The organism is Amycolatopsis sp. GM8 (assembly GCF_021653975.1).
Lineage (GTDB): Bacteria > Actinomycetota > Actinomycetes > Mycobacteriales > Pseudonocardiaceae > Amycolatopsis_E.
The window spans coordinates 221657-243670 of sequence record NZ_JAJKFK010000003.1 but is presented as its reverse complement, the minus strand read 5'-3'; the positions used below and the strand labels follow the sequence as shown (position 1 = coordinate 243670).

The window sequence follows — 22014 nt, the reverse complement described above, 5'->3', positions numbered from 1 at the left end:
CCGTCCTCACCTGCGGGACCCCCGACGTACCATTTCGTCAGTTGAAACGACGGCCTGGCTGCGCTCGAGGTGATTGGTGACCAACCGAATCGGTCCATACATCCTGATCAGGCTGATCGGCCGGGGCGGCATGGGCGAGGTGTGGCTGGCCGAAGACAGCCGGGGGCGGCACCGGCGGGTCGCGCTGAAACTGCTGACCACCCAGGCGCTGGCGGATCCGGAGCTGGCCGAGCGTTTCCGCCGGGAATGCACGATAGCGGGAGAAATTCATCATCCGCACGTGCTGCCGGTTTACGAATGGTCGATCGACGAACCGCCGTATATCGCGATGCCTTATGTGAACGGCACCGATTTGGCCACCGTAATAATGAACGACGGAAAACTGTCACCTGAACGAACGGTGAACATCATCGAACAGGTCGCGTCCGCTTTGGACGCGGCCCACCGGCGGGGGCTGCGGCACCGGGATGTCAAGCCCTCCAACATCATGCTCGAACCCGGCGCCCGCACCGATCACGCGTGGCTGTTCGACTGGGGTATCGCGCAACCGATCGACGTCACCGGGGCGCCGCCGGTGACCCGGGTCGGCAGCCTCGTCGGCACCCCCGCCTACATCGCGCCGGAACGGCTCGACAGCAAGCAGAGCGCCGACCACCGCGCCGACGTCTACTCGCTGGCGATCGTGCTGTACGAGTGCCTGTCCGGCACGAAACCGTTCACCGGCGAGGAGATGGCGGTGCTGTCCGCGCAACTGTGCGACGACCCGAAACCGCTACCGGACAGCGTACTGCCGGGCCTGCGGGAGGTGGTCGCCAAGGGCCTGCTGAAGGATCCCGACGAGCGCTACCAGACCGCGGGCGAAATGGGTGCGGAGGCCCGGGCGGCGCTCGACGCCGCGATGGGCCTGACCCCGCCCGTCCCACCGCCGCCTCCACCGCCACCCCCTCCTCCGCCTCCTCCGCCGGTCGGGTCGCGGTGGCCTCGCGGGGGAATCGCCGGGACCGCCGCCGCGGGGGTCGTGGCCGCGGTCGTGTTGTGGGCGGCCGGACTGGTCGACGCCGCGATGCTGGGCTGGATGGCGCCGCTGCTCGGGCTGGCCGGCGGAGCGGTCGCGGCGGGCGTGCGCGGCCCGCGGGACCCCGACCCACCAGCCCCCGGTGCCCCGACCCGGGGCAGCTGACCGGGAGGGTTCCCGCCCCGCGCTGCCTAGCCTCGACCTGATGTCATTCGCGCCTGAAGGAGACCGGGTTCACCCAGCCATGACGACACAGGGAATGTATCCGCTCGACCCGCTGACCCCCAGCCTGCTGCGGCAGGAGCCGCTGTTCGACGGCGCGCCCGCGCCCGCCGGGACGCTGTTCGTACTGGGGGAGTCCGGGGGCTACGCCGCCGCCCCCGTCGAAGGCCGGTCGCTGGTGCTGGGCCGCAACTCGCCGGACGTGCACGTCACCGTCGGCTCGCTCGACTGGTACGTCAGCCGCGAGCACGCCACGGTGCGTTGCGTGCGGGAAGGCGCCGGGGTCAGCTGGCTGCTGCGCAACGGCGGCCGGCTGCCGATCCGGATCCCGGACGTGGTCGCCGTGCTCCAGCAACACGAAGCGACGCTGCCGCCGGGCTACACCCCGCTCTACATCCAGGGCACCCACCTGCACGTGGTCGAGGTCCTGGTCAGCGCGGGCCAGCGGCCGGGCGGCCCGGTGCGGCCCGAGACCGGCACGCGCGAGCTCGGGCTGCCCGTCACCGACCGCGAGCGGCTGGTGCTCGTCGCGCTCCTCCGGTACGTTCTCGCCCGCGCGGACAACGCGCATCCGTTGTCCTGGAAGGAAACCAGCCGGGTGCTCAACGAGGTTCCCGGCCAGCGGGGCTGGACCGAACGGAAGGCCGAGAACGTGGTCGACGGGATCCGGCACAAGCTGACCGGGCTCGGCATCGCCGGCCTCACCACCGACACCGCCGCACCCGAGGCCATCAAGGGGAACCTGATGCGAGCCCTGCTCGACTCCGCCACACTCGTGCCACCGGACCTGCGGCTGCTTCAGTCCACAGTGGAGGGTGCGGACTCGTGATCCCGCCACAGCAACAGCGCCGCCGGTGGCCACTCGCCCGGGTGGTGCTGCTGGTCATCGGCGTCGTCGCCATCTTCGTCGCCACCTATGTGATCGTCGGCCACAACTGGGGCTCGCCGGGTTCCGCCGCCGCGTGCGAGACTGGCGAGCCGATGGTGACCGCGCGCGGGATCATCGGCTCGGAGAAGGAGCAGTACTTCGCCGATCCGCGGGTCGTGCAACGCCTGGCGTGTGCGGGCCTGACCGTCAGCACCGACTCGCGCGGCTCGCGGGAGATGCTCGACGCGTTGCGGCGCCCGGGCAACGGATACGATTTCGCGTTCCCGTCGAGCACCGCGACCGCGGACAAGATCTCCAGCGATCTGCACGTCCCCGACCGGATTCCGCTGTTCTCCTCGCCGATGGCGGTCGCCACGTTCAAGCCGATCGTCGACGTGCTCACCCGGGCCGGCATGATCCAGACCGCGGCCGACGGCAGCCAGGTGCTCGACATCGCCGCGCTGCTCGACGCCGCCCGCAAGGGCGTGACGTGGAACCAGTTGCCGGGCAACACCGAGTACCCGGTGCGCAAGACCGTGCTGCTGTCCACAACGGACCCGCAGGACTCCAACTCGGCGATCATGTACCTCTCGATCGCCTCGCAGGTGTCCAACCACGACGCGGTGGTGACGACACCCGAACAGGTCCAGGCGGTGCTGCCGGACCTGTGCCGGCTGGTGTTCGACCAGGGCACCAAGCCGGAGACCAGCCAGGTGCTGTTCAACTCCTACCTCGTCGACGGTATGGGACGGATTCCGATGGCGCTCATCTACGAGGCGCAGTACATCACCCACGCGCCGGGGCAACAGCCGGCGCTGCCGCCGGACAGCGTGCTGCTGTTCCCCCGGCCGACTGTCTACTCGCGACACACGCTCATCCCGCTGACCGACGCGGGCCGCCGGGTGGGGGAGGCGCTGCGCGACGACCCGGAGCTGGTGCGGCTCGCCGCCGAGCACGGCTTCCGCCCCGAACACCCGACCACGGACACGGTGAGCACCCGCAAGCCGCCGCTCGACGTGGTCGAGCCGCCGTCGTTCGAGGCCTTGGAGACCATGCTCGACGCGCTGGAACCGACCCCGGAGAACGCGCGGCGGTGCGCGAAATGAGCCGGCTCAGACGGTTCGGCATCGTCGCGCTGGCGATCGTGCTGGCGCTGGCCGGATGCACCAGCGGCGGCGGTGACAACCCGCAGCCGACCCCATCGCGGATCCAGCCCGGCCCGCCGACGACGTTACGGGTGCTCGCGGGCAGCGAACTCGCCGACATGCAGCCGATCCTCGACGAGGCGGCGAAGGCGACCGGGGTTACCGTGCAGCTGACCTACACCGGCAGTCTCGACGGCGCGCAGACCGTCGCGAACGGTCAGGCGGACGGAAAGTACGACGCCGTCTGGTTCTCTTCCCTGCGGTACATGGAAACCATCCCGGAGGCGAAGCAGCGGCTGGCCGGGTCGGCGCGGATCATGGGCTCGCCGGTGGTCATCGGCGTGCGGGAGTCGGTCGCGAAACGCCTTGGCTGGGATCACAATCCGGTCACCTGGTCCGATATCCAGGCGGCCGCGCGGAACGGGCAGTTCACGTTCGCGATGACCGATCCCTCGGTGTCGAACACGGGCTTCTCCGCGCTGGTCGCGGTGGCATCCGCTTTGGACGGTTCGGGCCGGGCACTCGACAGCGCCGCGATCGACCGGGTTTCCCCCGCGCTCAAGGACTTCTTCGCCGGGCAGCGGCTGACCGCGGGCTCGTCGGACTGGCTCACCGACGCGTTCCTGCGCCGGGACAAGGGCACCGATCCCGGCCCGCCGCTGGACGGGCTGATCAACTACGAGTCGTCCCTGCTGGAGATCAACCGGGCGCACAAGACGAGCGAGCCGCTCGTGCTCGTGTACCCGCGCGACGGCGTGGTGAGCGCGGACTATCCGCTGACCCTGCTGGCCGCCGCGAACGACACGGCGCGGGCGGCGCAGCAGCGGCTCGCGGACTACCTGCGCACACCGGACGTGCAGAAGTCCATTGTGGACAAGACCGCACGGCGGCCGGCCATCCCCGGTGTCCCGTCACCGCCGGAGGCGCCGTCCGGGCTGGTCGAAATCCCGTTCCCGGACACCAGGATCGCGATCGACGCGCTGCTGAACACGTTCTTCGACCGGATCCGCCGCCCGGCCCGCACCGTCTACGTGCTCGACGTGTCCGGCTCGATGGCCGGGCCGAGGCTGGCCTCGCTGCAGCAGGCGCTGACGGACCTGACCGGGGTGAACACGTCGCTTTCGGGGCAGTACTGCCGGTTCCGCGGCCGCGAGGAGGTGGAGCTGCTGCCGTTCAGCAGCACGCCGGGCCAGCCGAAGTCCTTCACCGTCGACGAGCAGAACCCGCAACCGGCGCGCGACGCGATCCGTGGCGCGGTGCAGGGACTGCGGGCGGCCGGCGACACGGCGGTCTACGACAGCCTGGTCAAGTCCTACGATCTGCTCGCCGGTGCGACCGACCAGGACCACTTCCTGAGCATCGTGCTGATGACCGACGGCGAGAACAACCGGGGCCGCACGCTCGCCGACTTCCAGGCTTTCGTCGCCGCGCGCGGGGCTTCGTCGCCGGTGCGGGTCTTCCCGATCATCTTCGGCGAAGCGGCCGCGCAGGAGATGCAGACCATCGCGACCGTGACCGGCGGGCAGGTGTGGGACGCGCGTAATGGTGATCTGGCAACGGCTTTCTGCCAGATCCGCGGCTACCAGTAGGCTGGCCCAGCGGCGCAGCGCGACTGTTCACCTTCGCAGCCAGGACCCGACCCGGGTCAGCCGGTCAGCTTGCCGAGCAGGTCCAGACCACGGTCCGCCCAGGCGATCTCCGTGCGGGCCCGGGCGGCGAGGCCTTCGTAGACGTGCACCTTGTACGCGACGATGGCTTCGTGGTCGCCTTCCGGCGCGTGGTCGAGGCGGCGTCGCATCAGCTCGGTCTCGTGACCCCGCAACTGCGCGATATGCCGCTCCCAGCGCCGGACCTGGTCTTCGTGGTGTGCCCGGTGCTGTTCGAAGTGCCGCCGCACGGTCTCCGGTTCGGCGTACTCGAAGTACGTCGCCTTGAGGTAGGCGGCGTCCCGTACCCGCGACGGCGGTTCGACCTCCGACACCCAGCGGCGCAGCTCCCGGCCGCCGTCGCCGGTCAACCGGTACGCGCGCTTGACCGCCTTGGTGCCGCGCGGCTGCTCGTCGGCGACGACCAGGTCGTCGGCTTCGAGCCGGCGAAGCTCGGTGTAGATCTGCGGATGCGAGGCGTGCCAGACCCGGTCGGCCGACTGGTCGAACTGTTTCGCCAGCTCGTATCCGGTCATCGGGCCCGCGTCGAGCAACGCGAGCAGGGCGTGACGCAACGACACCGTGCCTCCAATATGTATGTACTTACGTAAATGTTGACATAGCTGTCGGCACGCGGCTAGCTTCGGCCGCCGTGAACCGTCTTCGGCTTTCCTTCGCCTGCTGGAACTACGACCGGGTTCGCGCGCTGCAGGACGGGCGCGTCCGGCCCGAGGGGATCGACCTCACCTTCCTGTCACTGCCCGTCGAAGAGACCTTCTACCGGCAACTGCGGTACCGGGAGTTCGACGTCAGCGAGATGAGCCTGTCGTCGTACCTGCTGACCCTGGACCGGGACGACCGGGAATTCGTGGCGCTGCCCGTGTTCCCCTCGCGGCTGTTCCGGCACCAGTCGATCTACATCAACACCGATAGCGGGATCCGGCGGGCGGAGGACCTCGCCGGAAAGCGGGTCGGGATGCCGGAGTACCAGCTGACGGCTTGCGTGTGGCAGCGCGGGATCCTCGCCGAGGACCACTCGGTGCCGGTGGCTTCCGTGCGGTACTTCACCGGCGGCATCGAGGAACCCGGGCGGCCGGAGAAGATCGCGCTGAACCTGCCGGACTCGATCAGCGTCACGCCGATCGGCCCGGACCAGACGTTGTCGGCGATGCTCGCGGACGGTGAACTGGACGCGATCTACAGCGCGACCGAGCCGTCGGTGTTCGGCCGGGTGCCGCACGTGCGCCGGTTGTTCGAGGATTTCGTGGCCGTGGAGAAGGACTACTACCGGCGGACGAAGATCTTCCCGATCATGCACACCGTCGTGATCCGCCGCGCGGTGTACGAGCGGGATCCGTGGATCGCGCGCTCATTGGTGAAGGCGTTCACCGAGTCGCTGCGACTGGCGTACGAGGATCTCAAGCACCGCAACGCGTTGAAGGTGATGCTACCGTGGCTGCCGCAGCATCTGGACGAGACGCTGGACGCACTCGGCGAGGGCTACTGGGACTACGGGCTCGAACCCAACCGCCACGTGCTGGAGAAATTCGCGCAGTACTCCCACAACCAGGGCCTGGCGTCGCGGGTCTGGTCGCCGGAAGAAATCGTGCTGGCTTCCGCAGCGGACGGGTTCAAGCTGTGACCACAATGGACAGTCTCAAGCAGACGGTGTCAGATGCGTGCCGGATCCTCGCCGCACACGGTGTGGTGGAAGGGATCCTCGGCCACGTCAGCGTCCGGACAAGCGAGTCGGAGCTGCTCGTGCGCACCCGTGGCCCGCGGGAGCGGGGCCTGAGCCATACGACGGCCGAGGACATCCGGATGGTCGGCCTCGACGGGCAGGGCGCGGAGCTGGGGGAGTGGCGGGTGCCCAACGAACTCCCGATCCACACCGAGGTGCTGCGCGCGCGGCCCGACGTCGGCGCGGTGGTGCACGCGCATCCGCCGGCGCTGCTGGTGTGCGGCCTCGCGGAGCTGCCGTTGCGCCCGGTCTACGGCGCGTACGACATCCCCGGCATGCGGCTCGCGGCCGGTGGGGTGCCGGTCTATCCGCGCGCGGTGCTGATCCGGCGGCGCGACCTCGCGCAGGAGATGCTCGCCTCGATGGGTGACCGGCCGGTATGCCTGCTGCGCGGCCACGGGCTGACCGTCACCGGTGCGACGGTGGAGGAAGCCGTGCTGCGCACGCTCGCGCTGGAGAAGCTGGCCCGCGTGACGATTCAGCTGCATCAGGTCGGCGCCGATGTCGCGGCGGTTTCCGATGAAGACCAGGTGGAACTGCCTGATCTGGGCTCGGCCTTCAACACCGATACCCAGTGGCGCGCGCTGCTCGCCGAGCTGCCGGAGGAATAAAGTCCTTCCCTTCGAGGACTAATGGTAATACCATCAGGACACCGAAGATCGCGTCGACGAGGAGTGATCGTGGTGGGCGATGGTCAGGAATCCCCGGAGACGGTGGGTGTCATCGGCCTGGGTGCGATGGGCCTGCCGATCGCCGGTCATCTCGCCCGCGCGGGGTTCACGGTCACCGTTCACGATCTCGACGCCGGACGGTGCCGGGTGGCCGAGAGCGCGGGCTGCGTGGTCGCCGCCGGCGCCGCCGAAGTCGCCGCGAGCGCGAGCGTCGTGCTCGTGATCGTGCCGACCGACGCGGATGTGCGGGCCGTGTGCCTGGACGAGATCGGCGCCGGAAAGCGCGGCACCGTCGTCGTGTGCAGTTCCGTGCATCCCGCGACGATGCGCGAAATCGAGACACGGCTCGCGCCGGGGACCGTGCTCGATGCCGCGCTGACCGGGGGAGTGCGTGCCGCGGAACTGGGCACGGTCAACCTGCTCGTCGGCGGCGGCGAGGACGTGCTCGGCGAGGTCCGGCCCGTACTCGAACCGTGGTGCGCGACGATTCACCACCTCGGTCCGCTCGGCGCGGGCCAGATCGCCAAGAGTGTCAACAATCTCGTGCACTGGGCGCAGATCTGCGCGATCGAGGAGGCGCTCGATCTCGCCCGGCGGCACGGCCTGTCGGTACCCGCGGTCCGGGCCGCGCTGACCGACGGGCCGGTGGACAGCCGCACCCTCCGCGAGCTCGAACGGATGCGGCTGACCTGGTGGGCGAAGGATCTCGACACCGTCGATGAGCTGGCCCGGGAAGCCGGCCGGGACGTGCCCGTCGCGCGGCTGTGCCGGACCCGGATGCCCGGGATCACGGTCGCCGCACTGGCCGAACTGTTGCGGGCGGAAGCGGACGTCACGGTCATGTAACAAAAGGTATAAGGTCAGACCGTCAGACCTACGCTGTGTGCTGTCACACACAGCGTCATCACGAAGGGATGCAGTCGTGCGAGACGAATACCAGCGGGGTGTGCTCTCCAGTGAGAAGCGCAACCGGGACGCGTCGGAGATCGCCGCCCGCGACGAGTTCAATCGCCAGCACCCGCCGATCAAAGGCCTTGTGGTGCCCCACGATCTGCGCAAGATGGACCTGCCGGAGCGGAAATGGCGCAACAACCGCGGGCAGTGGTTCGATCTCGCCGACTACGAGGTGCTCAACGCGCACCTTGCCGAGCTCAAGCCGGGCAGTGCTTCGGTACGCCACCGGCACACCACCGAGGCCTATCTCTACATCGTCAAGGGCCACGGCTACTCGCTGATCAATTACGACGACGAACCCATCGAGGCCGTCGAGTGGTCCGAGGGCACCCTGTTCGCCCCGCCGCGCTGGGCCTGGCACCAGCATTTCAACCTCGACGAGTCGGACACCTCGCGGTATCTCGCGATCCAGGACACCGGGCTGCTGCGCACCATGCGGCTGCACAACATCGAGCGGCACGGCGTGCAGCTGTCCCCCGAGGAGGCGCGGCCGCTGCTGGAGTCCGCGATCGCCAACGGAACCGTGCACGGCGGCGATCACGGCGCGAGCACGATCGTCGAACCGCTGACCGACCCGGGCAAGGCCTGATCTCTCGCCCCGAATTGACCTGCCGCGGGGAAGTGCGTCCCCGCTTCCCCGCGGCATTCCCTGCCGGGCGCGGTAGTCCGGCGGTCCCCGCCACTCCCAGGGAGAGCTCGATGACGCGCGTTCCCCAGTTCGTTCCGTTGCTGGCCACCATTTTCGTGCTCGCCGCCTGCTCTTCGGGAGCGGCCGACGGCCCGGTTTCAGCGGGGCAGGGCGCTCATTCCGACGCCTACGCCGCCTACGCGAACCTCAGCGGCCCCGACCGCACCGCCCGGCTGCTGGCCGACGCGAAGTCCGAGGGCGGCGAGGTCGACGTCTACACCTCCAACACCGACATCCAGGATCTCGTCGACGGGTTCCAGGCCGCGTACCCCGGCGTCAAGGTCAACGCGTTTCGCGCGAACTCGGAAACGGTGCTGCAGCGCGTACTGCAGGAGTCGAGTGCCCGCAAGGTCGGCAACGACATCGTCGACACCAACGATTCCGAGCTGGACGTGCTGAGCTCGCAGAACGTGCTCACCGCCTACAACGGTCCCGAGAAACAGAATCTGCGGCCGGACGCGATCTTCGACAACTGGCAGGCGGAGCGGTTCAACGCGTTCGTCGTCGGCTGGAACACCTCGCTCGTGCCGGCCGGTCAGGCGCCGAAGACCTTCACGGATCTCGCCGATCCACAGTGGAAAGGCAAGGTGGCGCTCGAAGTCGGCGACTGGGACTGGTACGCGGCGATGCACACCTACCTCACCGACGTGAAGCATCAGCCCGCGGCCGAGGTCGACCGGGTGTTCCAGCAGGTCGTGGCGAACGCCAAGGTGACCAAGGGACACACCGTGCAGGGCGAGCTGCTCTCCGCCGGGCAGTTCGCGGTGGCCGCGTCGGTGTACAGCCACACGGTCGACAACGCGGCGGCCAAGGGCGCGCCGGTCGCCTGGCAGCCCGGCGCGGACCCGGTGATCCTGCGGCCCAACGGGCTCGGGCTGATGGCGCAGCCACGCCACCCGGCCGCGGCGATGCTGTGGGCGGACTGGGTGCTCGGCCCCGGGCAGCAGGTGATCGCGAAGTCCCACCGCATCCCCGCGGCGAAGCAGGTGCCCGGTTTCGTGAACCCCGTCGCCGGCGGAACCGCGGTCTACCAGGTGCCGCAGTCGGTCATCCAAGCGTCCGGCACCTGGACCAAGAACTACGACGATCTCCTGCGTGGCGCGCCTCAGGCCAAATGACGGCCCCAATCGAAGGGAACGGTCAATGAGGACTCAACCGCTCGGACTGCTCGCGGGCGCGGCCGCCGTGGCGCTGCTGGCCACCGCGTGCAGCGGTGGCGCCGGCGACACCGGAAACCTCGCCGCGGCCGGTGGCGGCAGCTCGGCCGCCGACCAGGTCTACGCCCAGCTCGCCGGGCTGCCCAAGAACCAGCAGCGGGCCAAAGCCCTGGAACTGGCGAAAACCGAGGGCTCGCTGTCGATCTACACGTCGATGACGCAGGATGTCTCCGACGCGGTCAGCAAGAAGTTCCAGGACGAGTTCGGCATCAAGGTTCAGGTGTTCCGCGCGAACTCCGAGACCGTGCTGCAGCGCGCGACCCAGGAAGCGCAGGCGAACCGCCTTGGCGCCGACGTCGTCGAAACGGACTTCCTCGAAATGGCCGCGCTTTCCCAGGCCGATCGCCTGGCCGACTACACCGGGGCGGCGCTCGACAAGGTCCAGTCCACCGGGAAGTTTCCGCATTGGACGGCCGACCGGTTCAACCTCTTCCTGCCCGCCTGGAACACCAACCTGATCAAGCCCGGCGACGAGCCACGCAGCTGGGAGGACCTGGCCGACCCCAAGTACAAGGGCAAGGTCACGCTCGAAGTGTCCGACAGCGACTGGTACGAGAACCTCACCAAATACTGGCTCGAGCACGGCAAGACGCAGCAGGAGGTGGACAGCCTCTGGCGGCGGATCGTCGGCAATGCCAAGGCGGGCAAGGGTCACACCACGATGATGCAGCTGCTCGGCGCCGGCCAGACCCCGCTGGACGGGATGAACTACACCTACATCACCGAGCGGGCCAAGCAGGACGGCGCGCCCGTCGCCTACCGGCTGCCCGACGGCACGAACCCGCTGCCGGCCTTCGCTCGGCCGCAGGGCGTCGGCATGTTCAAGGCCGCGCAGCATCCCGCGGCGGCCTGGCTGTTCTACGACTGGCTGCTGTCCGAAGGGCAGCAGGTGATGGTGGACCTGCACCTGACCCCGTCCACCACGGTGCCGGGTGACCGGAGTTTCCAGGGCATCAACCTCGTGCCGTTCGATGTGGACACGCTGACCAAGGACAGCTCGACCTGGCAGAAGAAGTACGACGAGCAGCTGCGCGGCGTCGCGCCGGCGAACTAGGAGGCACGCGAATGGCCGTCACCGCCCCGCCCGCTCCGGCGCCGGCGTCGCCCGGCGCGCTCGGCCGGCTGGCCGCCCGGGCCCGCGGGCTGCTCACCCCGCAGATCCTGATCACCGGCGCGGCGATCGTGATCGTCGGGTATCTCGCCATCGTGCCGCTGTACTACCTGCTGCACGACACGTTCACCGGCAGCGCCGGCGTCACGTTCAACGCGTTCGCCCGGGCCTACGGCGGCACCTCGCAGTCCGGCGAGATGATGCTGAACTCGCTGGAGTTCGCGTTCGGGTCGGCGGTGCTGGCACTCGTGACCGGCACCGCGCTGGCCTACGTCCAGGTGCGCACCGACGTCCCGTTCAAGGGCCTGCTGTTCGCCGCGTCCATGGTGCCGCTGATCGTGCCGGGCATCCTGTACGCGGCGGCGTGGATCTTCCTCGGTGACCCGGACATCGGGCTGGTCAACACCTTGCTGTTCCGGCCGGTGTTCGGGGCCAGCCCGATGAACGTGTTCAGTGTGCCCGGGATGATCTGGGTGCAGGGCCTGCATCTGGCCCCGGTCGCGTTCCTGTTGATGGTGGCCGCGTTCCGGGCGATGGACCCGTCGCTGGAGGAGTCGGCGGCGATGTCGGGCGCCTCCCGGCTCGCGATCCTGCGCCGGGTCACGCTCCCGCTGCTGCGCCCCGCGCTGATCTCCGCCGCGCTGCTGATGTTCGTGCAGTCGCTGGAAAGTTTCGAGGTACCGGGCCTGCTCGGCCTGCAGAACGGCATCTACGTGTTCACCAGCCGGATCTACTTCGTACTGCGGGCCTACCCGATCGACTACGGCGCGGCCGGTGCGCTCGCGATCGGCCTGCTCGTCATCGCGGCGGCCGGTGTGCTGCTGGCGGGTTACCTGCAGCGCAACGCCCGCGGGTTTCAAACCGTGAGCGGCAAGGCGTTCCGCCCGCAGCCGATCCGGCTCGGCCGGGCGCGCGGCTGGGTCGGCGGGGGCGTGCTCCTGTACTTCGCGGTGACGGTGATCCTGCCGGTCGGGGTGCTCGTCTACGCGTCGCTGCTGAAGTTCTACGCCGCGCCATCGGCGCAGACGATCAAGACGATGACCCTGGACAACTACCGGGCCGTGCTGGACATGCCGCTCGCGAGCACGGCGCTGAAGAACTCGTTCATCCTCGGCATCGGCGCGGCGACCATCGTGATGCTGCTCGCCGCCGTGGTGTCCTGGGTGGTGGTGCGCACCCGGCTGCCCGGCCGCCGCGCGCTGGACCTGCTCGCGTTCACACCGATCGTGATTCCCGGGCTGGTGCTGGGACTCGCACTGTCCTTTGTGTACCTGCGGCTGCCGGTGCCGATCTACGGCACGCTGCTGATCCTGCTGATCTCCTACTGCACCCGGTATCTGCCCTACGGCATGCGGTACGCGTCGTCGGCGATGACGCAGATGTCGAAGGAGCTGGAGGAGTCGGCGACGGTGTTCGGCGCGTCGTGGCTGCAGACCTTCCGGCGGGTGCTCGTGCCGCTGGCCTCCAGCGGCATCCTGGCGGGCTGGGTCTACATCCTCGTGGTGTCGTTCCGGGAGCTCTCCAGCACGATCCTGCTCTACAGCCCGGGCACCGAGGTGCTGTCGGTGCTGATCTGGGAGCAGTTCGAGAACGGCCAGTTCACCACGCTCGCCGCGCTCGGCGTGTGCATGGTGACGATCCTCGTCGTGCTCGTCTTCGTCGCCCAACGGCTCGGCGCGCGGGTCGGGCTGCAATCCGACTCCGCCAGGTAGTGAAGGGACCCGACATGTTGGTCGTGGAAAACCTCGTGAAGAGCTACGGCGCGGCGTCGCCGCGGCGCGGTGGCAAGGACGGGCGCGTGCACGCGGTCGCCGGCGCGAACTTCGACGTCGGCGAGGGCGAGATGTTCACCCTGCTCGGGCCGTCCGGCTGTGGGAAGACCACCACGCTGCGCTCGATCGCGGGGCTGGAGCACCCGGACAGCGGCCGGATCACGCTGGGCGAGCGGGTGCTGTTCGACGCGGGCGCGAAGGTCAACGTGCCGGCGAACCGGCGGGAACTGGGCATGGTGTTCCAGTCCTACGCGATCTGGCCGCATATGAGCGTGTTCAAGAACGTGTCGTTCCCGCTGGACGTGCTGCCCCGCGGGCGGCGGCCGCGGCGGCGCGAGATCAGCGAGCGGGTCGAGCGGGTGCTGGAGGTGACCGAGCTGTCGGACTACGCCTCGCGGCCCGCCACGAAGCTCTCCGGTGGCCAGCAGCAGCGGCTCGCCCTGGCGAGGGCGCTGGTGATCCAGCCGGATCTGATGTTGCTCGACGAGCCACTGTCCAATTTGGACGCCAAGTTGCGGGAGAACATGCGGTTCGAGCTCAAACGCCTGCAGCGCGAGCTGGGGCTGACCGCCGTGTACGTCACCCACGACCAGTCCGAGGCGCTGGTGATGTCCAGCCGGATCGCGGTGATGAACAAGGGGAACATCGAGCAGGTCGGCAAGCCGAGGGCGATCTACACCAGCCCGGCGAGCAAGTTCGTCGCCGAGTTCATCGGCACCTCCAACTTCGTCAACGGGATCGTGGCCGCCGGTGCCGGCGGCGAGGTCACGGTCGACACCGTCGAAGGGCGGATCGTGTGTCGTGGCGCCGAAACCCGGCCGGCGGTCGGCACGGACGTGCTGCTGTCGATCCGGCCGGAGTGCATCGACCTGGAGACCGGTGCCGGGCGCGGCGGGGTCAACGAGTGGTCGGGCCAGGTGCTCACCAGGGCGTTCCTCGGCGACGCGATCGACCACGTCATCGGCGTCGGGAAGCTGGAGATCAGGACCCGGTCGAACCCGACGCTGTCCATCGAGCCCGGCACGCGCGTGCGCCTCTCGGTCGACCCGGGCAAGGTCACCCTGGTCCCGGTCAGCTGACGTGCGGCTGCCCGAGGTATTGCGCAACAAGGATTTCGACCTCTACTGGGCGGGGGTGATCCTCAGCCAGATCGGCACCCGTGGCGCGGTCGCGGCGAACCTGTTCCAGGTCTATGTGCTGACCGGGTCGACCGCGCAGGTGGGTCTCGTCGGTCTGGCGCAGGTGGTGGCGCTGGTCGTGCTGTCCCCGCTCGGCGGGGTGGTCGCCGACCGGATGGACCGGCGGCGGCTGCTGCAGTGGACGCAGGGGATCGCGCTCGTGGTGTCGGCCGCGCTGGCCGCGGTGACGATCGCCGGGATCGCGACGGCGTGGATGGTCGTCGTGTCCGCGCTGCTGGCGACCGCCGCCGCGACGTTCGACCAGCCCGCGCGGCAGGCGCTGATCCCCGCGCTGGTGCCGAAGGACCGGCTGGTCGACGCGTTCGCGCTGCTGAACCCGTCGCGGGAGCTGGCGGTGCTGGTCGGTCCCGCGCTGGCGGGCGTGTTCATCGCGGCGTGGGGCGCGGGCTCGGTGTACGTGTTCGACGCGGTCACCTACGCCGCGCTCGTCGGGACCCTGATGATGATCAGGACGCCGCCGCTGATTCCCGACAAACCGCATGCGGGCGTGTGGGAAAGCCTGCGTGAGGGCACGGCTTATGTGGTGCGGCGACCGCTCATCTGGCAGCTGATGGCGCTCGACCTGAGCGCGACGATCTTCGGCGCGTACCGGGTTCTGTTGCCTGCGTTGACGTTGGATGTGCTGCACGCAGGGGCGACGGGGTACGGCTTGATGTCCGCGGCGCCGTCGGCAGGGGCTCTGCTGGGTTCGGCGCTGGTGTTCAAGCTGGTGCGGTCGCGGCGTTCGGGGGTCATCGCGCTGGTCTCGACCGCGATCTACGGCCTGGTGATCGTCGGTTTCGTGCACATGACTTCGTTCGGCCCGGCGCTGGTGCTGGCCGCGTTGCTGGGCGTGGCCGACGCGCTGGCGACGACGGTCCGCCACGCCGCGGTCCAGGTCGAGACCCCGGATGGCCTGCGCGGCCGGGTGTCGGCGATCTACCAGATGGCCTCGCGCGGCGGCCCGGCCTTGGGCGACACGGTAATCGGCGCCGCGGCGAGCGCGCTCGGCCCGGTGGCCGCCCTGACGATCGGCGGCCTCGTGCCGGTCGCGGCGTCGCTGGTGAGCTGGGTGGCCGGGCCGACCGTGCGGAACTACAGCTTGACCGACCCGGATGCGGACGAGGAGCCGGACGAGGACAGGGCCGCCGCGGCGTGAAAGCCGTTGCCTGCCAAGGAAGCCGCGGCGATCCGGGCGGCGGCGACGAGGTCCGCACCGGTCAAGCGGCCCGGGTCCGCCGCTACCTCGTCGCGGACGACGAGTGCGCCGAGCACCGCCTTGCGGATCCGGCGGCCGTCGAGGCCGCGCAGCAGCCTCGCGGCGTCCGTGAGAGACGCCGTGTCCTCCGCCGTCGCCGCGGCCTCCGGCCATACCGCCACGATCTCCGCCAGTGAGTGTTCCACGATCCGCCGCACCGTCCGGTCGTCGGGCAGGTCCAGATGCGCGATCACATCCGCCCGCGACACGAACGCGTCGTCGACCGCCGACGGGAAATTCGTCGTGGTCACCACGATCGTGCGCGGGCAGGACTCGCGCAGCGCGTCCACCCCGGCCAGTACGGCGTCCGTCGCCCGGTGCACGTCCACCGGGTTCGTGTCGAACGACGCCGAACCACGCCGCACCGCGAAGGACTCGACCTCGTCCACCAGCACGATCAGGTGCGGCCGCCGCGCGGCCAGCTCCGGCAGCGTCTCGTGGAACAGCGTCGCCACCGCCCGCTGGCTCTCCCCGAGCAGGTCGCTCGGAAAAGCGTGCGGATCCAGTTCGACGAACGTCGTCGCGCCCACGTCGGACACCCCCAGCGCGGCCTTCTGCGCGAGCCCCTGCGCCAGCGTGGTCTTCCCGGTGCCGGGCGGCCCGGACAGCAGGACGAGCCCGTGCGGCGGCCCGGCCAGCTGCGCGAGCCGCCGGCCGTGCCGCAGCACGAGCACACAGTGCCGCAGGATGCGGTCCTTCAGGTCACCGGGCACGAACACCGAGTCCCACGGACCCTCGTGGTGATCGGCCGGCAGGGCGTGCAGGCCCGCGACACCGGGCGGCAACCGTGGTGTCACGGCCAGGTCGGCCGGGTCATCGCCGGCCAGTCCACTGTGGACGGATCACCGGCCTGCGCGTCGCGGATGTGCTCCGGCGGCTCCTCGAACAGCACGAGGGGATCGCACAGCACCCGCATGGTCTCCAGCAGCGAGTCGAACATGTGGATCCGGACGACCTTCGCCGTGTGCTCCGGATCGTCGTTGATGTGCTGGTGCCACAGGAAATGGTCGACGACGATGATGTCGCCCTTCTGCCACGGGTACGTCTCGCCGCCCTCGGGCTCGGGGCCGAGATAGCTGTGCCCCTTGCCTTCCACGACGTACAGCCACGCCTCGCCGGGGTGGCGGTGCATCGACTGCCCGCGGCCGGGCGCGATCTCGAACATCGCCATCGTGATCCCGGAGGCCTGGTAGCCGATCGCGCGGTCGAGCAGGAACGTGGTGCGGGTCCCGCGCGGGGTGTTGACCAGTTCCAGGTCGTCCCAGCTGGTGTGCAGCCGGCCGGACCGCCGGGCGTCCTGATCCCGTGCCAGCCGGCGCAAACGCCGCGCGTACGGGTCGTCGCCGTCGACACCGGGGGAGTACCCGGGACGCCCCGGTAGCTCCGCGACGGGCGTGTGCCCGGCGTCTTCGAGGATCGCCATGCCCATCGTTTCCAGCATCGGCTGGCTGGAGAAGCTCAGATACCGCGCGGTGACGCCGTTTTCGTTGCCACTGCGGTGCCAGGCCCACGCCGGCACGTGCAGCGAGTCGCCCGGGCCCCAGTCGATCCGCTGCCCGTCGATCTCCGTCCAGCCCCGGCCCGCGACGGCGAACAGCATCGCGTCCCAGGAATGCCGGTGCAGCGTGCTGGTGACACCCTGGTCGAGTTCGTGCACCAGCGCGTCCATCGACCGGGTCGGCCGGTCGCCGTCCGCACCCGCGAACACGCCCGTGCGGAGGCCACGCGCGGTCGGCAGCAACGGCACGTCGGTGCCGTGCACAACGGTCTGCCGGTACCGCCGCCAGTCTTCGAGGAACTGCGCTCGCCGCTTTTTCTGGACGTGGTAATGGGAAACGGCTGTGGTGGTGTGGGTCGCCATGCGGTTTCCCTTTCAGTGCGCGGCGGCGGGCTCGAAGAAGTGCACGGTGTCGTAGCCGAGGTGCTTGAACACCCGGTTCTGCGCCGAAAGCAGCCGCAGCGGGGTGCCGTCGGCGGCGAACAGCTGGCAGATGTGGTTCTGCGGCACGTAAAGCGTGTCGCCCTTGGTGAGTTCGTAACGCTTGGGTTCGAGCGCGACGCGGGCGTAGTACTTCTCCGCGATCTCGGCCTCGACTTCCCACTGCAGCGCGTATCCGCCACCGTCGAGGACGTAGAGCACCTCGTCGGCCATCTTCCAGTACTTGCCGGACCGCCCGCCCGCGGGGATGTCCAGCTCGAACGCATCGACGCTGAAGATGCGCGCGTCGGTGCGCGCCGGCGAGGACAGCACGCGCACCCGCCCCAGCGGGGTGTCCTCCCAGGCCGTGTCGGCCGGGGAGATCACCTTCTTGCGGTCGAGCACGCCGGGGGTCCAGATCCGCGACCAGTCCTCGCGCGGGCCGAACTCGTCCGGCCGCTCGATCGGGCCGGACCGGCCCTGCTGGATCAGGCCCATGAACATCCAGGTGCACTTGGCTTTCACCACGAGCGCGAGCGCGCGCTCGTCGTAGGGGTTGAAGTGCCGGTGTACGGAATCGGTGTGCACGAACACCAGGTCGTCCTTGGCCCAGTCGTAGCGCTGGTCGTCGTGGATCTCGTAGCCGCGGCCTTCGAGGATGTAGAACGCGGCCTCGTTCTGGTGGCCGTGCCCGTGGTTGCTCGACCGCGGCGGCAGCTCCACGAAGTGGACCTGGATGGTCTGGGTGAGGAAGTCGGGGTCGCCGGGGCCGATCCGCCACCAGGTGCGGGACTTCTCGCTGTCGCCGGAATGCGCCACCTTCGCGTCGTCGACGACGACCGAGTCGTCGCGCACGCGGGCGGCGGCGAGCTGCTGCTGCCGGAACTCTCCCAGGCCGTAGGTTTCCGAGGTCAGGCCACGGACGAACACGCGCCCCTTGCTACCCATGAATCCTCCCAAGTCGCGACCTAATGGTAAGACCATTTTATCATTTAAACCTAGCGTGCGACGAACGAGGTGTCGACGATTTTGCTCAGGTCCAAATCGGACACTCCGGGTGTCTTGCCGAGCGCGTCCTTCGACGTCTGCAGCTGGGCCACGGACGGCGTGGGCACGTCGGGCAGCACCTCCTGCGCGTAGTAGCGCCAGGTCTCCTGCAACGCCTTCTGGTCGTCGACCTTCAGGTGGTCCCCGAGTTCCTTGACCGAGTACGCCTCGTCGGTCTTCTCCCGGGTGATGGCCTCCTGCAGGGCCGCCATGAATCGCTTGATCTGGTCGCCGTGGCCCGAGACGTACGACTTCATCGCGGCGATGCCGACGTTCGAGGTCGGGATGTTCTGCTTCGCCAGGTCGAGCAGCACGTGATACCCGGCGGCCTCGATCTGCGCCGACGCGGGCGGATGCGACAGCGCCGCGTCGATACTGCCGGCGACCAGCGCGTTGTTGAGGTTGGTGACCGAGCCCAGGGTGATCAGCTGCACGTCGCCGGGGGAGAGGCCGAGCTGTTTGAGCGCGGACAGCGTCGCGACGTAGAGCGACCCGCTGAGGCTCGTGATCCCGATGCGTTTGCCCTTCAGGCCCGCGCCATCCGGGACCTTGGCGTAGAGCTCGTACGGGAAGACGGGCGTCAGGGCGGCGAGATAGCTGACGTCGGCGCCGGATCCCGCACCGGACACGATTTCCGACGCGCCGATCGAGGCCAGCTGGGTCTGTCCCGAGACGAGCGCGGGAAAACCGTCCGATCCGCTCAGGCTCGTCAGCTTGACGTCGAGTCCCTGCTTGGCGAACAGCCCGGAATCGACGGCGATCCACAGCGGCAGCTCGTCGGCGACCACCTGGCTGTAGCTGACGGTGAGCGTGTTGGCGTCGCCGCCCGAACCACCGCCGGGCGCGCAGGCCGCGAGCAGGCAGGTGGCCGCCGCGACGGCGAGCATTCTCGTACGCGACTTGGCTGTGAACATCGTTGTTCCTCCCGGCCGGTGTCGGCCTTCAGTGCGTGGGGTGGCGCCAGGAGTCGAAATGCCGTTCGACCCGGCGGAGAAGCGCGTTGAGCAGGACCCCGGTCAGGGCGAAGATGAACAGCCCGGCGAACACGACCGAGGTCTGGAACTGCTGGCCCGCGTTGTTCATCATCATCCCGACGCCGGACTGGGCGCCGCTGAGCTCGGCGACGAACACGCCGATCAGTGCCTGCCCGACGGCCAGCCGCAGGCCGCTCAGCACGAACGGGACGGTGGCCGGCAACGCGATGGTGCGGAAGATCTGCAGGTCCCGGCCGCCGAAACAGCGGGCCACCCGCACGATCGCGGGGTCGAGGCTCTGCATCCCGGTGGCCGTGTTGATCAGGATCGGGAACACGGCCATCAGGAAGACGATCGCGGTCTTCGACGTGCTGCCGATGCCGAGCCAGATGATCAGCAGTGGGGTCAGTGCGATCCGCGGTGTGGCGTAAAGGAAAGTGATGAACGGGTTGAACACATAGGACAGTCGCCGGTACCACCCGATGAGGATCCCGAGCGGCAGCCCCACCACGGCGGCGAGCAGCAGGCCGAACAACAGCTCGCTGCCGCTGGTGCCGAGGTCGGTCCAGATCTCGTTGGTACTGAACAGATGCTCGAACGCGGTGAGCACGTCGCCGGGCCCGGGCAGCACGATCGCGGGCCGCAGGCGCAGCACCGCGATGATCTCCCAGAGGGCCAGCGCCACCAGGACCGCGATGGTGCCGTAGACGTATTTCGCGCTCGGCCGGTAGCGCCGTTTCGGGGCGGGTTTCGTTGTGCCTGCCGAAGGTGCCTGCACATCAGTGGTCAGAGCCATCTAGCGGGAACCTCCGTTCGCGACCGGCGTGGCCGCGCCGTAGAGCGCGTCGGAGATTTCGTCGACGAGCGCGAGGAATTCGGGCAGCCGCCGGATTCGCTGTTCCCGCGGGCGCGGCAACGGGATCGGCACCTCCCGGATGATGCGGCCCGGCCGTGGACTGAACACGCACACGCGGTCGGCGAGGAACGCCGCCTCGGTGATGTCGTGCGTGACGAACAGGGCGGTCACGTCGCGGGCGGCGCAGATCCGCAGCAATTCGCTCTGCATCACCTCGCGGGTCTGCGCGTCGATCGACGCGAACGGCTCGTCGAGCAGCAGCAGTTCCGGCTCGACGGCGAGCGCCCTGGCCAGGTTGACCCGCTGCTGCATGCCGCCGGACAGCTGCCCGGGATGCTGGTTCGCCACCCCGGCCAGCCCGACGAGTTCCAGCAGTTCCCTGGCCCGGTCCCGCGCCTGCGCCCGTTTCATCGACTTGGCCAGTTCCAGGCCGTACGTGACGTTGTCCAGCACGGTCCGCCACGGCAGCAGGCTCGCGTGCTGGAACACCATCGCGCGATCGGGCCCCGGCCCCGGGATGTCCCGCCCGTCGAGGGTGAGGCTGCCGGCACTGACCGGCAGGAAACCGGCCACGGCATTGAGAAACGTCGTCTTGCCGCAGCCGGAAGGGCCGACGATGCAGACGAAGTCGCCGCGGGAAACCGTGAGATCGACGCCCTCGACGGCGGGATCGCGGGCATGGCCCGAGTCGCGGTATTCGATGCACACCCCGGCCGCTTCCAGATGCGCGGACCCGGTCGCTCGACGATGAGGCATGGCCGGAGTCTAAGGGTCTGCTGTCAGACCATGCAATGCCCGCGTCGGCGAATCCGCGCCGGGAAAAGCGAAATACATCGAGGGAATTCGGCGGATACCGCCCGAAACGCGATGCGGTCGCGCCGCGATCATGGCCGGCCCTGCGCGAGCACCTCGGCCACGCCTTCGGCCGCCAGTGCGGGATCGAGATACCTGCCGCCGCGCACGAGCGGGCGGAGGTCGTGGTCCAGCTCGTAGTGCAACGGCACGCCGGTCGGGATGTTCAGCTCCGTGACCTCCTCGGGCGTGAGCCCGTCGAGGTGCATGCACAGGGCGCGCAGGGAGTTGCCGTGTGCCACCACGAGTGGCACGCGGCCCGCGGCGAGATCGGGCACGATCGATTCCTGCCAGTACGGCACCAGCCGTACTCGCACATCGGCGAGGGACTCGCTGCCGGGCAGTTCCCCGGCGGGCACCGCCGAGTACCGCGGATCGAACCGGGGATGGTCCGGGTCGTCGGCCGCCAGCGCGGGTGGGGCGTGCTCGTAGGACCGCCGCCACCGGGCGAACGCCTCGTCGCCGAACTCGGCGCGGATGTCCTTGCGGGACCGGCCCTGCAGGCGGCCGTAGTGCCGCTCGTTGAGCCGCCAGCTGCGCCGGATGTGCAGCGGTGACCCGAGCGTGGCCATCGCGAGGACGGCCGTCTCGACGGCCCGGGACAACAGCGACGTGTGCACGACGCCAGGCACCAGATCCTGTGCGGCGAGGAGTTTTCCGGCGTGCGCGGCCTCGTGGCGGCCGCGGTCGGTGAGGGCGAAGTCGAGCCAGCCCCCGAACCGGTCGCCGGCGTTGGCGGTGCTCTGCCCGTGGCGAAGGAGCACGAGTGCCCGGGAGTCCTTCGGCGACATCGATCACTTCCTTGCGTGGCGGCCTAATGGTAACACCATAGGGGAGTCTAGCCCGGCGAGCTTCATTGAAGGTATAATGGACTAACCAAT

General features: G+C 69.3%; 21 protein-coding genes. 13 read left to right on the top strand and 8 right to left on the bottom strand.

Features of this window, described 5'->3' with window-relative positions; translation table 11 throughout:
* The first annotated feature begins 76 nt into the window (after positions 1 to 76).
* The 4 genes from LOZ83_RS14320 (at position 77) to LOZ83_RS14305 (ending at position 4839) form a co-directional block, all read left to right on the top strand.
* Positions 77 to 1180 carry a serine/threonine-protein kinase gene (locus LOZ83_RS14320; RefSeq protein ID WP_236791050.1) on the top strand — a complete coding sequence of 368 codons (1104 nt, stop codon included), beginning with the start codon at positions 77 to 79 and terminating at the stop codon, positions 1178 to 1180.
* Positions 1181 to 1259: 79 nt separating this feature from the next.
* A complete protein-coding gene (locus LOZ83_RS14315) occupies positions 1260 to 2066 on the top strand; it encodes a hypothetical protein (protein WP_236791048.1) in 807 nt (268 codons plus the stop codon).
* Positions 2063 to 3211: a hypothetical protein gene (locus LOZ83_RS14310; RefSeq protein WP_236791047.1), complete on the top strand. Its 1149-nt coding sequence runs from the start codon at positions 2063 to 2065 to the stop codon at positions 3209 to 3211. The genes LOZ83_RS14315 and LOZ83_RS14310 overlap by 4 nt, the downstream gene beginning before the upstream one ends.
* On the top strand, positions 3208 to 4839 hold the full coding sequence (locus tag LOZ83_RS14305; protein WP_236791046.1) for a VWA domain-containing protein: 1632 nt from the start codon (positions 3208 to 3210) through the stop codon (positions 4837 to 4839). Before LOZ83_RS14310 ends, LOZ83_RS14305 begins: the two co-directional genes overlap by 4 nt.
* 56 nt (positions 4840 to 4895) lie before the next feature.
* Here the strand turns inward: LOZ83_RS14305 and LOZ83_RS14300 are convergent, their stop codons facing one another.
* Positions 4896 to 5477: a PadR family transcriptional regulator gene (locus LOZ83_RS14300; protein WP_236791042.1), complete on the bottom strand. Its 582-nt coding sequence runs from the start codon at positions 5475 to 5477 to the stop codon at positions 4896 to 4898.
* Between the two features lie 71 nt (positions 5478 to 5548).
* On the opposite strand from LOZ83_RS14300, the gene LOZ83_RS14295 reads away from it, so the two are divergent.
* The 9 genes from LOZ83_RS14295 to LOZ83_RS14255 all read left to right on the top strand — a co-directional run bounded on the left by LOZ83_RS14295 (position 5549) and on the right by LOZ83_RS14255 (position 15387).
* Positions 5549 to 6538, top strand: a complete 990-nt coding sequence (locus LOZ83_RS14295; protein WP_236791041.1) for an ABC transporter substrate-binding protein — start codon at positions 5549 to 5551, stop codon at positions 6536 to 6538.
* 5 nt (positions 6539 to 6543) lie between these two features.
* Entirely contained in the window at positions 6544 to 7248 is a 705-nt protein-coding gene (locus tag LOZ83_RS14290) for a class II aldolase/adducin family protein (protein WP_236791040.1), read from the top strand.
* A gap of 69 nt (positions 7249 to 7317) precedes the next feature.
* Positions 7318 to 8154: an NAD(P)-dependent oxidoreductase gene (locus tag LOZ83_RS14285; protein ID WP_236791039.1), complete on the top strand. Its 837-nt coding sequence runs from the start codon at positions 7318 to 7320 to the stop codon at positions 8152 to 8154.
* 76 nt (positions 8155 to 8230) lie between these two features.
* Positions 8231 to 8851 (top strand): cupin domain-containing protein, encoded by a 621-nt coding sequence (locus LOZ83_RS14280; RefSeq protein WP_236791038.1) that lies wholly within the window; start codon positions 8231 to 8233, stop codon positions 8849 to 8851.
* A gap of 110 nt (positions 8852 to 8961) precedes the next feature.
* Entirely contained in the window at positions 8962 to 10068 is a 1107-nt protein-coding gene (locus LOZ83_RS14275) for an ABC transporter substrate-binding protein (protein ID WP_236791037.1), read from the top strand.
* 25 nt (positions 10069 to 10093) lie between these two features.
* On the top strand, positions 10094 to 11221 hold the full coding sequence (locus tag LOZ83_RS14270; RefSeq protein ID WP_236791035.1) for an ABC transporter substrate-binding protein: 1128 nt from the start codon (positions 10094 to 10096) through the stop codon (positions 11219 to 11221).
* Positions 11222 to 11232: 11 nt separating this feature from the next.
* Positions 11233 to 12990, top strand: coding sequence for an iron ABC transporter permease (locus LOZ83_RS14265; protein WP_236791033.1), 1758 nt, complete (start codon positions 11233 to 11235; stop codon positions 12988 to 12990).
* Positions 12991 to 13004: 14 nt separating this feature from the next.
* Positions 13005 to 14129, top strand: coding sequence for an ABC transporter ATP-binding protein (locus LOZ83_RS14260; RefSeq protein ID WP_236791032.1), 1125 nt, complete (start codon positions 13005 to 13007; stop codon positions 14127 to 14129).
* A 1-nt stretch (position 14130) separates the two neighbouring features.
* Entirely contained in the window at positions 14131 to 15387 is a 1257-nt protein-coding gene (locus tag LOZ83_RS14255) for an MFS transporter (RefSeq protein ID WP_236791030.1), read from the top strand.
* On the opposite strand, the gene LOZ83_RS14250 is transcribed toward LOZ83_RS14255, so the two are convergent.
* The 7 genes from LOZ83_RS14250 to LOZ83_RS14220 form a co-directional block, all read right to left on the bottom strand.
* Positions 15324 to 16283: an AAA family ATPase gene (locus tag LOZ83_RS14250; protein ID WP_236791028.1), complete on the bottom strand. Its 960-nt coding sequence runs from the start codon at positions 16281 to 16283 to the stop codon at positions 15324 to 15326. The genes LOZ83_RS14255 and LOZ83_RS14250 overlap by 64 nt on opposite strands.
* A complete protein-coding gene (locus LOZ83_RS14245; protein ID WP_236791027.1) occupies positions 16280 to 17347 on the bottom strand; it encodes a cupin domain-containing protein in 1068 nt (355 codons plus the stop codon). Before LOZ83_RS14245 ends, LOZ83_RS14250 begins: the two co-directional genes overlap by 4 nt.
* A gap of 12 nt (positions 17348 to 17359) precedes the next feature.
* On the bottom strand, positions 17360 to 18352 hold the full coding sequence (locus LOZ83_RS14240) for a cupin domain-containing protein (RefSeq protein WP_236791025.1): 993 nt from the start codon (positions 18350 to 18352) through the stop codon (positions 17360 to 17362).
* A gap of 50 nt (positions 18353 to 18402) precedes the next feature.
* Entirely contained in the window at positions 18403 to 19365 is a 963-nt protein-coding gene (locus LOZ83_RS14235) for an ABC transporter substrate-binding protein (protein WP_236791023.1), read from the bottom strand.
* A 28-nt stretch (positions 19366 to 19393) separates the two neighbouring features.
* Positions 19394 to 20221: an ABC transporter permease gene (locus LOZ83_RS14230; RefSeq protein WP_236791021.1), complete on the bottom strand. Its 828-nt coding sequence runs from the start codon at positions 20219 to 20221 to the stop codon at positions 19394 to 19396.
* A complete protein-coding gene (locus LOZ83_RS14225) occupies positions 20222 to 21037 on the bottom strand; it encodes an ABC transporter ATP-binding protein (protein WP_236791020.1) in 816 nt (271 codons plus the stop codon).
* A gap of 128 nt (positions 21038 to 21165) precedes the next feature.
* The gene (locus tag LOZ83_RS14220) at positions 21166 to 21924 is read right to left on the bottom strand and encodes a 2,3-diphosphoglycerate-dependent phosphoglycerate mutase (RefSeq protein ID WP_236791018.1); all 759 of its coding nucleotides are present in this window, start codon (positions 21922 to 21924) and stop codon (positions 21166 to 21168) included.
* Positions 21925 to 22014 lie beyond the last annotated feature (90 nt).